Origin of the sequence: Herbidospora sp. NBRC 101105 (assembly GCF_030269205.1) — a bacterium.
GTDB classification, from domain to species: Bacteria; Actinomycetota; Actinomycetes; order Streptosporangiales; family Streptosporangiaceae; genus Herbidospora; species Herbidospora solisilvae.
Genome location: NZ_BSSX01000007.1, coordinates 432,674 through 445,249 on the forward strand (window position 1 = coordinate 432,674; position 12,576 = coordinate 445,249).

Annotated in this window: 13 protein-coding genes; 5 read left to right on the plus strand and 8 right to left on the minus strand. The window is 70.7% G+C overall.

The window, feature by feature from the left end; genetic code table 11:
- Positions 1 to 3 precede the first annotated feature (3 nt).
- On the minus strand, positions 4 to 1,419 hold the full coding sequence (locus tag QSK34_RS28730; protein WP_285588498.1) for an ATP-binding protein: 1,416 nt from the start codon (positions 1,417 to 1,419) through the stop codon (positions 4 to 6).
- On the minus strand, positions 1,416 to 3,074 hold the full coding sequence (locus QSK34_RS28735) for an NAD(P)/FAD-dependent oxidoreductase (protein ID WP_161482043.1): 1,659 nt from the start codon (positions 3,072 to 3,074) through the stop codon (positions 1,416 to 1,418). Before QSK34_RS28735 ends, QSK34_RS28730 begins: the two co-directional genes overlap by 4 nt.
- Before the next feature lie 100 nt (positions 3,075 to 3,174).
- Between QSK34_RS28735 and QSK34_RS28740 the strand changes: the two genes are divergently transcribed.
- Positions 3,175 to 4,371: a thioredoxin family protein gene (locus tag QSK34_RS28740; RefSeq protein WP_285588502.1), complete on the plus strand. Its 1,197-nt coding sequence runs from the start codon at positions 3,175 to 3,177 to the stop codon at positions 4,369 to 4,371.
- A 21-nt stretch (positions 4,372 to 4,392) separates the two neighbouring features.
- On the opposite strand, the gene QSK34_RS28745 is transcribed toward QSK34_RS28740, so the two are convergent.
- The 4 genes from QSK34_RS28745 to QSK34_RS28760 are packed head-to-tail and all read right to left on the minus strand — an operon-like array spanning position 4,393 to position 6,399.
- Entirely contained in the window at positions 4,393 to 4,764 is a 372-nt protein-coding gene (locus QSK34_RS28745; RefSeq protein ID WP_161482045.1) for a hypothetical protein, read from the minus strand.
- Between the two features lie 16 nt (positions 4,765 to 4,780).
- The gene (locus tag QSK34_RS28750; protein WP_231515635.1) at positions 4,781 to 5,194 is read right to left on the minus strand and encodes a roadblock/LC7 domain-containing protein; all 414 of its coding nucleotides are present in this window, start codon (positions 5,192 to 5,194) and stop codon (positions 4,781 to 4,783) included.
- Positions 5,191 to 6,024, minus strand: a complete 834-nt coding sequence (locus QSK34_RS28755; RefSeq protein WP_285588505.1) for a hypothetical protein — start codon at positions 6,022 to 6,024, stop codon at positions 5,191 to 5,193. Before QSK34_RS28755 ends, QSK34_RS28750 begins: the two co-directional genes overlap by 4 nt.
- A 3-nt stretch (positions 6,025 to 6,027) precedes the next feature.
- Positions 6,028 to 6,399: a hypothetical protein gene (locus QSK34_RS28760; protein ID WP_030455945.1), complete on the minus strand. Its 372-nt coding sequence runs from the start codon at positions 6,397 to 6,399 to the stop codon at positions 6,028 to 6,030.
- Between the two features lie 168 nt (positions 6,400 to 6,567).
- On the opposite strand from QSK34_RS28760, the gene QSK34_RS28765 reads away from it, so the two are divergent.
- Positions 6,568 to 7,053, plus strand: coding sequence for a 2-thiouracil desulfurase family protein (locus QSK34_RS28765; protein WP_285588507.1), 486 nt, complete (start codon positions 6,568 to 6,570; stop codon positions 7,051 to 7,053).
- Here the strand turns inward: QSK34_RS28765 and QSK34_RS28770 are convergent.
- Positions 7,043 to 7,900, minus strand: coding sequence for an NAD(P)-dependent oxidoreductase (locus QSK34_RS28770; RefSeq protein ID WP_285588511.1), 858 nt, complete (start codon positions 7,898 to 7,900; stop codon positions 7,043 to 7,045). The two genes, QSK34_RS28765 and QSK34_RS28770, sit on opposite strands and share 11 nt — an antisense overlap.
- Positions 7,901 to 8,041: 141 nt before the next feature.
- On the opposite strand from QSK34_RS28770, the gene QSK34_RS28775 reads away from it, so the two are divergent.
- Complete coding sequence (locus QSK34_RS28775) at positions 8,042 to 8,320, plus strand: winged helix-turn-helix transcriptional regulator (protein ID WP_285588842.1); 279 nt, start codon at positions 8,042 to 8,044, stop codon at positions 8,318 to 8,320.
- An 88-nt stretch (positions 8,321 to 8,408) separates the two neighbouring features.
- Here the strand turns inward: QSK34_RS28775 and QSK34_RS28780 are convergent, their stop codons facing one another.
- Positions 8,409 to 9,623, minus strand: a complete 1,215-nt coding sequence (locus QSK34_RS28780; RefSeq protein ID WP_285588513.1) for a DUF4032 domain-containing protein — start codon at positions 9,621 to 9,623, stop codon at positions 8,409 to 8,411.
- A gap of 91 nt (positions 9,624 to 9,714) precedes the next feature.
- On the opposite strand from QSK34_RS28780, the gene QSK34_RS28785 reads away from it, so the two are divergent.
- Positions 9,715 to 11,292 (plus strand): DUF885 domain-containing protein, encoded by a 1,578-nt coding sequence (locus QSK34_RS28785; RefSeq protein ID WP_285588515.1) that lies wholly within the window; start codon positions 9,715 to 9,717, stop codon positions 11,290 to 11,292.
- 32 nt (positions 11,293 to 11,324) lie between these two features.
- The gene (locus QSK34_RS28790) at positions 11,325 to 12,518 is read left to right on the plus strand and encodes a pyridoxal phosphate-dependent aminotransferase (RefSeq protein WP_161482051.1); all 1,194 of its coding nucleotides are present in this window, start codon (positions 11,325 to 11,327) and stop codon (positions 12,516 to 12,518) included.
- The last annotated feature ends 58 nt before the right edge of the window (positions 12,519 to 12,576 follow it).

The following is a 12,576-nucleotide window of genomic DNA, read 5'->3' on the forward strand; positions in this document are numbered from 1 at the left end:
ACGTCAGGAGTCCTCCAGCGGCAGCAGCACCCGGAAGTTGGTGCGCCCCGGCCGCGACTCGACCCGGATGTCGCCGTGGTGCTTCTTCACCACGATCCGGTAGGAGATGTCGAGGCCCAGCCCGGTGCCCTCGCCGACCGCCTTGGTGGTGAAGAACGGCTCGAAGATGTGCGGCCGGACCTCCGGCGGGATGCCGTGCCCGGTGTCCTCTATGTCGACCGCCACGTTCTCGCCGTCGCGGCACGTCGAGATCGTCAGCGTCCCGGAGCCCTCCATGGCGCCGAGCGCGTTGTCGATCAGGTTGGTCCACACCTGGTTCAGCTCGGCCGCGTAGGCGGGGACGAGCGGCAGCGAGCGGTCGTAGTTCTTGACCAGCTTGACCCCCTCGGGGATCTTCGCCTGGAGCATGGTCAGCGTCGCGTCGAGCAGGTCGTGCACGTCGACGGTCTGGTGCGGGGCCCGGTCGAGCTGGGAGTACTGCTTGGCGGCCGAGACGAGGCCCGAGATGCGGGAGACGGCGTCGTCGATCTCGCCCATGAGGAGCTCGGTGTCGATCGTGTACGTCAGCCACCGGATCGCCCCCTCCAGGTTCCCCTCCCCGACGCACGCCTCGACCGTCTCCAGCCACTCGGCGTCGATGCCCCCGGCGACCAGGGTGGGCGCGATGTCCCATGACCCGGCGATGTCGTGGTCGTCGAGCCAGTCCTCCAGGGCGCCCTCGGCGTCGGAGGTCTGGAGCGCGGTCAGCTCGGGCGCGGAGGCGGCCCGCTTGACCGCGATCTCCTGCAGTTCGACCAGCTTGTGCAGGCGGCTTCCGTCGATCCTCCCGTCGGCGATCATGCCGAGCTTGTGGCGCATGCCGGCCACCCGCTCGCGCAGGATCGACGTGGCCCGGACGGCCGCGGCGGCGGGGTTGTTCAGCTCGTGGGTGAGGCCGGCCGACAGGGCGCCGAGGGCGAGCAGGCGCTCCCGTTCGCCGACGGCGGTCTGGGTGGAGCGCATGCCGACGAAGAGGCCTTCGAGCAGGTGCATCGCCATCGGGAACCACGTGCGGGTCCACTCGGCGAAGGAGTCGGCGGGGATCTCGTAGACGGTCACGTCGGTGAACGCGCGCATCGTGTTGTTGTAGGTGCGCTCGCTCTGGTCGTTCATGTAGGCCTGGGTCGCGCCGCCGTAGGCCCCGCGCTGGTCGCTGCGGATGAACTCGACGTCGTCGCCGCGCACCCGACGGCTCAGGGTGATCGTGCCGTCGAGGAGGACGATGAAACAGGTCGCGGGCTGGCCCTCCTCGTACACGAGCGTGCCGGCCGCGTAGGGGATCACACGGCCGCAGTCGGCGATCAGCCGGAGCTGGTCGTCGTTGAGGGACTCGAACAGGAACAGGCCACGGAGGTCGTCCGGGGTCAGAAGGCCGCTCATTGCGCCTCCAGGTAACGGTGGATGAGGGAGACGGCCATGGCGCCCTCGCCCACTGCGGAGGCGACGCGTTTGACCGATTCGGAGCGCACGTCGCCCGCCGCGAAGACGCCGGGCATGCTGCTCTCCAAGTGGTAGGGGTCGCGCGGCAGGGTCCACCCGGCGGGGCGCTGACCGCCGCTCAGCAGGTCGGGCCCGGTCAGCACGAAGCCGTGGTCGTCGCGTGCGACGACGGAGTCGAGCCAGGCCGTGCGGGGCTCGGCGCCGATGAAGATGAAGCACCACGTCGTGTCGGCGGTCCGGATCTGGCCGGTACGGGTGTCGCGCAGCGTCAGCCGTTCGAGGTGCTCGTCGCCCTCCGCCTGGCAGATCTCCGTGTTCGGGTGGACCTGGATCGTCGGATGGGAGGCGATCTGCTTGATCAGGTAGCTCGACATCGAGCGTTCGAGGTTGTCGCCGCGGATCAGGATGTGGACGCGGGCGGCGTACCGGGAGAAGTAGACCGCCGCCTGGCCGGCCGAGTTGGCGCCGCCGACGATGTAGACGTCCTGGTCGAGGCACGACGGCGCCTCGGTGGAGGCCGAGCCGTAGAAGACGCCCCGGCCGGTGAAGCCCGCCAGGCCGGGGGCCTGGAGCATCCGGTAGGAGACGCCGGTCGCCAGCACCACGGTGTGGGCGGCGATCGAGGTGCCGTCGTCGAAGCGCAGCACCCGGGTCGAGCCGCCCGCCTCCAGCGCGACCGCCTCGCGCGCGCTCAGCAGCTCGGTGCCGAACTTCAGGGCCTGCCTGCGGGCCCGCTCGGTGAGCTGCGCGCCGCTGACCCCGTCGGGGAAGCCCAGGTAGTTCTCGATGCGGCTGCTCTGCCCGGCCTGGCCGCCGGTGGCCCGCTGCTCGATCAGGACGGTACGCAGCCCCTCGGACGCCCCGTAGACCGCCGCGCCCAGCCCCGCCGGGCCCGCGCCGACGACCACCAGGTCGTAGAAGTCGCTGGCCGGCGTGGTCGTCAGGCCCACGTGGGGGGCCAGGTCGATCTCCGACGGCTGCACCAGCGACTTGCCGTCGGGGGTCACCACCAGCGGCACGTCGTTCTCGGTCAGCCCGGCCGCGGTCAGCAGGCGGCGCCCCTCGGGGTCGTCGGCCAGCAGCCACCGGTAGGACACCAGGTTCCGGGCCAGGAAGTCGCGGACGGCGTACGACTCGGCCGACCAGCGGTGCCCGACGACGCGGATCTCGGTGACCGGGCGGTCGGGGGTGGCGATCCAGGCGTCCAGCAGGGAGTCGATGACCGGGTAGAGCTTCTCCTCCGGCGGGTTCCACGGCTTCAGCAGGTAGTGGTCGACGTCGACCAGGTTGATCGCGTCGATCGCCGCCTCGGTGTCGGCATAGGCGGTCAAAAGAATCCGTCGGGCCAGGGGAAAGAGGTCCATGGCCGCTTCGAGGAACTGGATGCCGTTCATCTGCGGCATCCGGTAGTCGGCCACCAGGACGGCGACCTGCTCCCCGCGCAGCTTGATCTCCCGCAACGCCTCAAGGGCCGACTCGCCGGAGTCGGCCCGCACGATGCGGTAGCGGTCGCCGTAGCGCCGCCGCAGGTCACGGGAGACCGCGCGGGACACCGCGGGGTCGTCGTCCACCGTCAGGATCGCCGGATTCGCCATATGCCCCATAAAAACACGCTCGGAGGGTCATTGCTTCCAACGTACCTTCCAAGGCGTTTGGTAATGCCGCTGACCTGGGGATTCTTCGCGAATGGAGCGTGTGCTGAGATTCCCTGAGACGGCCCTGCCGGGTGAGGTCCACTTCGTCGTGGTCGGAGATCGACCGGCCGGGCAGACCGTGGGGGAGTTCCGGCCCACGGGGGAGATCCCCGTCCCCGAGGACGTCGAACTCGCCTACGTGGCCGCGACGACCGAACGGCTGGCCGAGGTGCCCGAGACGACCGGCCTGCGGCTGAGCGGCGTCTGCGACGACGACCTGCGGCTGATCGCCAAGCGGTCCGCGCTGCGCGACCTGGCGGTGACCGGGAAGTTCACCGACGAGGGGGTCCGCGCCATCCAAGGGCTCACCACGCTCGAAAGCCTGGAGTTGTGGTCGCCGAACATCACCGGCGACGTGCCGCTGCCCGAGAACAGCCCGTTGATCAAGGTGAAGCTCGGCGGCGCCTCGATCACCGACGCCGCGTTCGGTCACATCGCCCGCACCTCGGCCGCGGTGGTCGGCGTCTCCGGGGGTGAGGTACGCGGCCACGGACTCGGCGCCCTCGGCGGCATGACCGGTCTGCGGTACCTGCGCCTGGGCACCGAGAACATGGAGCCGGGCTGCCTGTGGCGGCTCGGGTCGACCGAGTCGCTGACCATCCTGTCGCTGGCCGGGCCGGTCGACTGCGAGGCGGTGTTGTCGTTCGCGCCGCCGCTGAAGGAGATCGACCTCGACCAGGTCTCCCGGGCCGACTGCGCCCGCCTGCTGTTCCACGGCCTGGCCGTCAACGGCCTGTCGGGGCCGCCCCGGCTGGCGGACGCGTACGCGCGCATGCTCACCGGCCCCGACCGGCCGTCCCGGGCCGCGCCCCGGCGCCGGATCGTCACCGGGGAACGCGACCTCGCGTCACTGGTCATGGGGCCGGCTCCGGTGCTCCTCGCCTTCACCGGAACCGACTGCCTGGCCAGCGAGTGGATCACTCCCGTGATCGACCGCATCGTCGCCGAGTACGACGACGAGCTGATCGGCGCGATCGTCGACGTCGAGACCGCGATCGGCGCGGCCGCCTCGGTCGGCGTCGACCGGACCCCGACCGTGCTGCTCACCCGCAAGGGCGAGGAACTGCTGCGGCTGCCCGGCATCAGGTCGCACGCCGAGCTGATCCGCCGGGTGACCGACGTCCTCGGGCTGCCCATGCCGGGCGAGAAGCTGTTCCCGGCGACGGAGAACCGTGAGCCGCTCCTGGGCTCCGCCTGAGCGGCTCACGCCGGTACGCGATCAGATCTCCATCTTGTCCTCGATGGACCGCAGCTGGTGCCTGGCCATCGCCAGGTTGGCCCGGTTGCGGTCGAGGGCCAGGTAGAGGAACAGGCCCTTGCCGCCCCGGCCGGTGATCGGGCGGATGATGTGGTACTGGCCGGACAGCGTGATGAGGATGTCCTCGATCGCGTCCTTCAGGCCCAGGCTGTCCATCGTGCGGAGCTTGGCCTTCACGACCTCGGTGTTGCCGGCCCCGGCGATCTGCAGGTCGAGGTCCTTCGATCCGCCCAGCACGCCCAGGCTCATGCCGCTGTTGTAGTCGACCACGGCGGCGCCGATAGCGCCGTCGATCGCCATCATCTCCTTGAGGGAGATGTCCATGTTCGCCATGCCGAGTCTTCTCCTGTCATTCGCGTTCGACGATGGCGGCGATCTTCGCCGCCGTCTTCCTGCCCTCGATCCGCAGCAGCCCGAGGTTGGCCCCCGGTACGGCCAGCACGGTGAGGACGAGCTTGGGACCCGCGGCGTAGTGGGCGGTGAAGCCGCGGGTGGCGGAGATCAGGGTCTCCTCGAGTTCGCCGATCCTGGTCAGGTCGGTCATCCGGCGGCTCATCGAGAGCACGGCCGAGGTGAGCGCCGCGGTCTGGTCGACGTTCTCCGCCAGGTCGGCGGAGACGAGCATGCCGTCGACGGTGCAGGTGAGGACGCCGGTGATCTCGTTCGTGCGACCTCTGAGGAGCAGCATCTCCTCGTGGATTTCGCGGCGCAGATCCATCGGGATGCCCTTTCCGGCCCGCTTGAGCCACGGGCGCGTGATCACTGGAAGGCCTCCAGCGCGTTCCGCAGCCTGATGAGCAGATTCACGTCCGTCGGGTCTCCGCTGATCTCGGGATAGGACGACCGCGCCCGCCCGCCGTCCCCGGCTCCGGCCGCCGCCCGGGGGGCCGAACCGGCCACGCGCTTGGGCAGATCCGGCGGTTTCTCCGGGGGCGGCGGCTCCGGGCACTCCAGCAGACCCGCCGCGGCCATCTCGCGCACCGCGAGGAGCGTCGTGTACGCCGGCCGCCCGATTCGCTTCGCCAGTTCGGCGGGCGTGGTCTCGGCGTCCGCGTTGAGCAGGATCTCCCACTGGAGCGCGGTCAGCACCACGTGTTGCGACCGGATGCGCCGCACCGGCACCACCGGGCGGCTGTCGAGTTCGGCCGATGGCCAGGCGCGGTCCAACCGGGCCCTCCTGCGGTGACATTCCCGGAAGAGGCCCGGCACGTCGAAGAACCAGTGGATCCCCAGCCAGTGCCGGTCGCCCTCGCGGAACTTGGGCTTCGGCACGTTCGCGCCGAACAGGAAGAAGGAGGCGTCCAGGGTCGCCCCGAGAACGCACAGCTGCAGCTCGCCCCGGCTGAGCACACCCCGCCGGACCAGCAGGTCGCCGCCGTCGGCGGTGGCCGCGGCGGTCTGCCGGGCCGTCCGCATCCCGCTGAGGGTGAGCCGGCCGGAGGCCGTCAGCAGCTCCTCGACGGTCGGCGTCCGCGCGCACTCGACGTAACAGACCCGGCCCCTGCTCAGGTAGACGGTGCCGCTCCGGCCCGCTTTCAGGGCGCCGGTCGCCCTGCTCTCCGCCAGTTCGGAGAGCACGTCGTCGATCGGCACCGGTCACGACGCGATCAGTTCGTGGGAGATGCTGTCGAGGCGCCGCCGCGCCAGGGCCAGGTTCGCCCGGTCGCGGTCGAGCCGCAGGCAGATGAGCAACGGGCCGTCCCACATCGTCTCCATCGGCTTGATGAGCTGGTAGCCGTGGTCGGTGGTGATGATCAGGTCGTCGATCCGGACCGTTCCATCGGGGGATGACAGGGCCAGCCCGTCGAGCGTGGCGCGGAAGGTCTCGCTCAGCCCGATCGCCGACCGCTCGGGGTCGGGCAGGCCCTCCATGGCGAGCGCCGTGCCGCTGGTGTGGTCGACCAGGATGGCGCCGAGCGCTCCCGGGATGGCCATCGCCTCGGACAGGCAGTCTTCGATGCCGATCACCCGCAACTCCTCATCCGGTTACCCCCGCCAGTGGTGGGTGCAACCTTAGAGAAATCGGAGCATCACCCTCCGAAACATCACGTGTTCGCTTGTTTGCTGACATAAAGACTTCGTCAGCAGGAGAAGGAACCTGATACCCGGTGCAAACCGTGTTGCAAAATTGACGGAGTGGAACGAATTCTCGTCAGCGCCTGCCTGATGGGCCGCCGGGTGCGCTACGACGGCGGCGCCAAGACCAGCGACGACGCCGTCTTCGCAGCGTGGCGGGCCGAAGGACGGCTGGTCCCCTTCTGCCCCGAGGTCGAGGGCGGCCTCCCGGTGCCCCGCCCCCCGGCGGAGATCGAGGGCGGCGCGGGCGGCGCGGCGGTGCTCGCCGGAGCGGCCCGCGTGCTCACCCCCGACGGCCACGACGTGACCGCCCACTTCCTCGAAGGCGCCCGCCAGTGCCTCGCGGTCGCCCGCTCCTTCGGCGTCCGGATCGCCGTCCTGAAGGAGGGCAGCCCGTCGTGCGGCGTCCTGCGCGTCTACGACGGCACCTTCCGCGGCCGCAAGCTGCCCGGCGAGGGCGTGACGGCCGCCCTCCTGGTCGCCAACGGCATCGAGGTCTTCGGCGAAGACCGCATCGCCGACGCCGCCGCCCGGCTCAGCGGATGAGCAGCTCGATCACGCCGGTCGTGCCCTCGTCGGCGTGGCCCTCGGCGAGGCGGCGTTCCATCAGCGCCATGAACGGGATCAGCAGCTCGGCGCTGACCCGCTGCTCCTCGGCCGTGCGCAGCAGCGTCGAATTGCCCTCGACCATCATCGCGAGGTTGGAGACCACACCCTCGGTGTAGTCGCCGCTCTCCAGCTGGCCGGCGATCTCGTACGCGGCGGGCGCCATGGCGGTGAGCCATTCGACGAGCAGCGGGGCGAAGTCCTTCGGCGCGAGGTCCTCGCCGCGGAGCAGCGCGAAGGCGTGGGAGACCCCGGCGAACATCCCGGTCATCGCGCTCAGCAGCGCCACGTCGTGGAGTGCGGCGAAGCCGGGGTCCGTGCCGACGTACCGGGCGCCGGCCGGGACGGCCAGCACGTCGTGCCGGGCGTCGAAGAGGGCGCGGGACCCGCTGTAGAGGACGTAACCCCCCGATTCCGGCACGCCGATCATCGGCGGGACCGCCATGATCCCGCCGTCCAGGAAGCGGGCGCCCCGGGCCTCGGCCCACTCAGCGCGGGCGCGGGCCTGGGCGGGCGTGCCGGTGGTGAGGTTGACCAGGTCCTTGCCGGTCAGATCCACGTCGGCCAGGGCCTCGCCGACCGAGGCGTCGTCGAGCAGGCAGACGACCACGAGATCGCCCGCGACCACCGCCTCGGCGGCCGTCGCGGCGACGGCGGCGCCCTCGGCCGCGAGCGGTTCGGCCCGGCCGGAGGTACGGTTCCAGACAGTCAGCGGGTATCCGGCGGTCAGCCACGTGCGGGCCAGGGCGGTGCCCATGGCGCCGAGCCCGAGAAGAGTGAGTTCCATGCCGGCCAGACTCGTCGCCGGCCCCGGAAACGCTCAAGTACGCACTTCAAGGTGCGTGGTCACCTCGGGGTGAGCGAGCAGGCAGGGGGCGGGGCGGTGGCACGGCGGCCGGGGTCGTACGAGTGCGGGATCGACGCGGCGATGGACGTGATCGGCGGCAAGTGGAAGGTGCTCATTCTCTGGGCGCTCGACGAACGGGCCCGCCGCTTCGGCGAGCTGCGCCGGCTGCTGCCCGGGGTGACCGAGAAGGTGCTCGCCTCCCACCTGCGGGAGCTGGAGGCCGATGGCATCGTGCACCGCGAGGAGTTCGACGAGGTGCCGCCCCGCGTCGAATACTCGCTGACGCCCCTCGGCGACTCGCTCAACAAGGCACTGGCCCCGCTGGGGGACTGGGGGCGGGAGCACGTGCTCGGCCGTTGACCGGTCGGCCGCGCGGCCGGTTGCCGCCGGGTGCGGCGGGAGGCCGCGACGGCGGGCGGGGCCGCAGTAGGCGGAGCCGTAACGGAAATCAGAGATCCGCGCCGATGATGGCCTTCTCGTCGGGGCGGTGGACCAGGACGTTGTCGATGTAGCTGCGGACCGCCGCCGTCAGGCCGACGTCCTTGCCGGCCGCCTCCGACAGGAACCAGCGGTGTTCCAGCACCTCGTGGAACAACTGGGCGCGTTCGAGCTTGCGGTGCAGCTCCGGCGGGATCGCGTTTATCACCGGCTGGTAGACCTCGGCCAGCCACCGGTGGGCCACGATCGCCTCGTCCTCGTGGCGCAGGCCGTGGGTGACGGTGAAGGAGTCGAGGTCGTTGAGCAGGCGGCGGGCCTGGTTCTCCTCGACGTCCAGGCCGGTCAGGCGCAGCAGGCGGCGCTGGTGGTGGCCGGCGTCGACGACCTTGGGACGCACGATCAGGCGGCCGGTGCCGGCCTTGCGGCGGACCATCATCTCGGCGACGTCGAAGCCGAGGGTGTTGAGGCGGCGGATGCGCTGGTCGACCTTGTGCCAGTCGACCTCCTCGATGATCTCGTCGGAGTTCAGCTCGTCCCACAGGCGGTGGTAGCGCTCGACGATCTGCTCGGCGAACACCAGCGGGTCGATCGACGGGTGCAGCAGGTCGCCGGCCTCCAGGTCGAGCAGTTCGCCGTAGATGTTGACGTGGGCGACCTCGATGTCGTGGTGGCGCTGGCCCTCGCTGATCATCGGGTGCAGCTCGCCGGTCTCGGCGTCGACCAGGTAGGCGGCGAAGGCGCCCGCGTCGCGGCGGAACAGGGTGTTCGACAACGAGCAGTCGCCCCAGTAGAAGCCGGTCAGGTGCAGCCGGACGAGCAGCACCGCCAGGGCGTCGAGCAGCCGCTCCAGGGTCTCCGGGCGCAGGGCGCCTGACAGGACCGCCCGATACGGCAGGGAGTACTGCAGGTGGCTGGTGATGAGGGCCGAGTCGAGGCGTTCGCCGGTCTTGCTCTCGCGGCCGGTCACCACGGCCACCGGTTCGACCGAGGGGGTGTCGAGCCGGTTGAGGTCCCAGAGCAGGCGGTATTCGCGCTTGGCGTAGCGCTCGCTGATCTCCTTGATGGCGTACACGGTGCCGTTGATGCGGGTGAACCGGACGACGTGGCGGGAGATGCCCCGGGGGAGGGCGACCAGGCGGTGCTCGGGCCACTCTTCGAGGGGGACGTCCCAGGGGAGCCGGATGAGATCGGGATCCGAAGGGGCGCCGGTCATCTGAAGTGGCACCTGGTTGCTCCTACTTTGGGGGGACCTATGCGAATAAGTGTCGCGGATGTCGGTCATTTGTGGCGACCGGGGTCGGGGGTAGGGTCGCCGCATGACGCTGCTGGACGAGTTCGTCGACTGGTATCTCAAGGACAACCCGGTGCGGGCCACCCTGCTCGGGGCCCCCGGATTCGACCGCACTCTGGGCGACTTCAGCGAAGAGGGGTTCATCCGCCGCGAGCGCGCCGCCGAACTGTGGCTCGACCGGCTCTCCAACGCCGACCCCGGGCCCTCGCTCGACGACCGGATCGACCACGAGCTCGCCCTGTCCTACCTGCACGGCGAGGTGCTCACCGCCCGCTGGCCCGAGTGGCGGCGGGCTCCGGCGCCCTACCTCGACGCCGTCTTCGCGGCCATGTTCACCCCGTTCCAGCAGCGGCTCTCCCCGGAACCCGAGCTCGTCGAGGCGGCCGTCGCGCGGCTCGGCGAGGTGCCCGCCATGCTGGCCGCCTGCCGGGCCAACCTGTCGCCCGACCTCGCCGCCGAACTCCTGGTCGCCCGGGGGCTCGGGCAGGCGCGCACCGGCCGGAGGTTCCTCACCGAGACGCTGCCCGCGCAGGTCGGTGAGCCGGCGCTGCGCGCCCGCCTGGCGGCGGCGGCCGAACCGGCCGCGCGGGCCTTCGACGAGCTGGTCGCCTTCCTCGAGGGCTTCACCGCCGGCGGCACCTGGCGGATGGGCGAGGAGCTCTACTCGGGCCTGCTGCGCGAACGCGAGATGCTCGGCTACGGCGCGGCCGACCTCCACGCCAAGGGCGTCGCCGAGTGGGAGGCGCTGAACGCCCGCATGAACGAGGTGGCCGGCAAGCTCGGCTTCGACGCCTGGCGTCCCGCCATGGAGTCGCTGATGAACGACCACCCGCCCACCCTTGAGGCCATGCGCGCCGAGTACGAGGCCGAGACCGAACGCGCCCGCCGGTACGTGCGCGACCGCGACCTCGTCACGTTCCCGGCCGGGGAACACTGCCGGGTGCTGCCGTCGCCGGAGTTCCAGCGGCCCATCATCGCGGTCGCCAACTACCTGGCGCCCCCGCCGCTGAGCACCGCCCGCGAGGGGGTGTTCTTCGTGCCGTACACCCCCGACGACTTCACCGAGGAGCAGGTCAGGCAGCGGCTGCGCACCAACTCGCGGCCGCAGATGCCCTCGATCGCCGTCCACGAGGCCTACCCCGGGCACCACTGGCACCTGGCCCACATCGGCGAGAGCTCCCGCCGGATCCGCAAGGTGTTCCGTACGCCCTACTTCGTCGAGGGCTGGGGTCTCTACGTCGAGAAGCTCATGTGGGAGCAGGGCTACTACGACACCCCCGAGACCGAGCTGGCCCACCTCGACTGCCGCATCTGGCGGGCCGCCCGCATCGTCGTCGACACCGCCCTGCACTGCGGCGAGATGTCGATCGAGGAGGCCGAGACCCACATGGCCACCAAGGCGTCGTTGTCGCCCGGCACCGCCAAGGGCGAGGTGAACCGTTACTGCGCCTGGCCGACCCAGGCGCCCAGCTACCTGACCGGCGCGATCGAGATCGAGAAGATCAGAGACGAGTACACCGGCGACCTGAAGAGCTTCCACGACCGGCTCGCCGGGAGCGGCGGCCTGCCCCTCGGGCTGGCCCGCAAAGCCGTGCTCGGCTGAACGCCGCGACGGCGTGGCGCGTATTCTCCGGCGTGACAGCATCCGTGGATCTGGCGTTGCTGCGGAGCGACGCGCACAGCCCGTCCTACTTCGCCCTGCGGCGCGGTGCCGCAGGTGACGACCTGGTCGACTTCTGCATCCCGTGCAACCCGTACTTCCCGACCACGGCGATGTTCGACGACCTGCGGGCCAACCTGGTCGACGTGCTCAAGTACTACCCGAGCGACGCCGAGACGATCACCAAGGAGCTGTGCGACACCCTCGACCTGAACCCCTCCACGATCGCCATGGGCAACGGCTCGACCGAGCTGATCACCTGGCTCGACCACCTGCTGGTCCGCGAGAGCCTGGCCGTGCCGGTGCCCACCTTCGGCCGCTGGACCGACCAGCCGCTGGAGACCGGCAAACGTTGCGACATGTTCCCGCTGCTGGAGTCGCAGCGGTTCCGGCTCGACGTGGAGAGCTACATCCGGTTCGTCCGCGAACGCGGCTCGCGGGTGGCGGTGATCTGCAACCCGAACAACCCCGACGGAGGCTACCTGCCCCGCTACGAGGTCGTGCGCATGCTCGACCGGCTGACCGACCTCGACCTGATCGTGGTCGACGAGTCGTTCATCGAGTTCGTCGACGCCGAGCCGTCGGCCAGCGTCGCCGACGAGGCGGTCATCCGGCCCAACGTCGTGGTGCTGAAGAGCCTCGGCAAGAACTTCGGCCTGCACGGCGTCCGCTTCGGCTACCTGGTGGCCAACCCGCAGATCGCCGGGCTGGTCCGGCGTGTGTTGCCGAAGTGGAACCTCAACAGCTTCGCCGAGGTCGTGGTCTTCATGCTGAAGGCCCACATGAACGAGTACCGGCACAGCCTCCGCCTGGTCGCCCACGACCGGGAGATGATGATCCGCCAGCTCGCCTCGCTCACGGGCCTGACCGTCTTCCCGTCGCAGGGCAACTTCGTGTTGTGCAAGCTCCCGGAGGGCCGCGACGGCCGCGAGCTGCGCGACTACCTGATCCGCGAACACGGCGTCTACATCCGCGAGTGCGGCAACAAGCTGGGCTTCAACAGCCGCTTCCTGCGCCTGGTCGTGCGCCCGCACGCCGACGTGCAACGCCTCCTCGCCGGCATGTACGCCTATCTCTGCGCCGACGAGGCGCCCCCGCGCCGGGGCCGGAGACGGGCCCCGGAGATCGAGCCGGCCCCGATCTACCGGCTGCCGGGCAGCGTGGCGTGACGGGGGACGCGCCCGGCGCCGGTGTGGGCCTGGCCCGTGTTGAGGGCCAGACCCCGGA

Bases quoted from the DNA above. Each gene is read 5' to 3' on its own strand.
- QSK34_RS28730 (WP_285588498.1), bottom strand. From the start codon at position 1,419: ATGAGCGGCCTTCTGACCCCGGACGACCTCCGTGGCCTGTTCCTGTTC.
- QSK34_RS28785 (WP_285588515.1), top strand. From the start codon at position 9,715: ATGACGCTGCTGGACGAGTTCGTCGACTGGTATCTCAAGGACAACCCG.
- QSK34_RS28735 (WP_161482043.1), bottom strand. From the start codon at position 3,074: ATGGCGAATCCGGCGATCCTGACGGTGGACGACGACCCCGCGGTGTCC.
- QSK34_RS28775 (WP_285588842.1), top strand. From the start codon at position 8,042: ATGGACGTGATCGGCGGCAAGTGGAAGGTGCTCATTCTCTGGGCGCTC.
- QSK34_RS28745 (WP_161482045.1), bottom strand. From the start codon at position 4,764: ATGGCGAACATGGACATCTCCCTCAAGGAGATGATGGCGATCGACGGC.
- QSK34_RS28770 (WP_285588511.1), bottom strand. From the start codon at position 7,900: ATGGAACTCACTCTTCTCGGGCTCGGCGCCATGGGCACCGCCCTGGCC.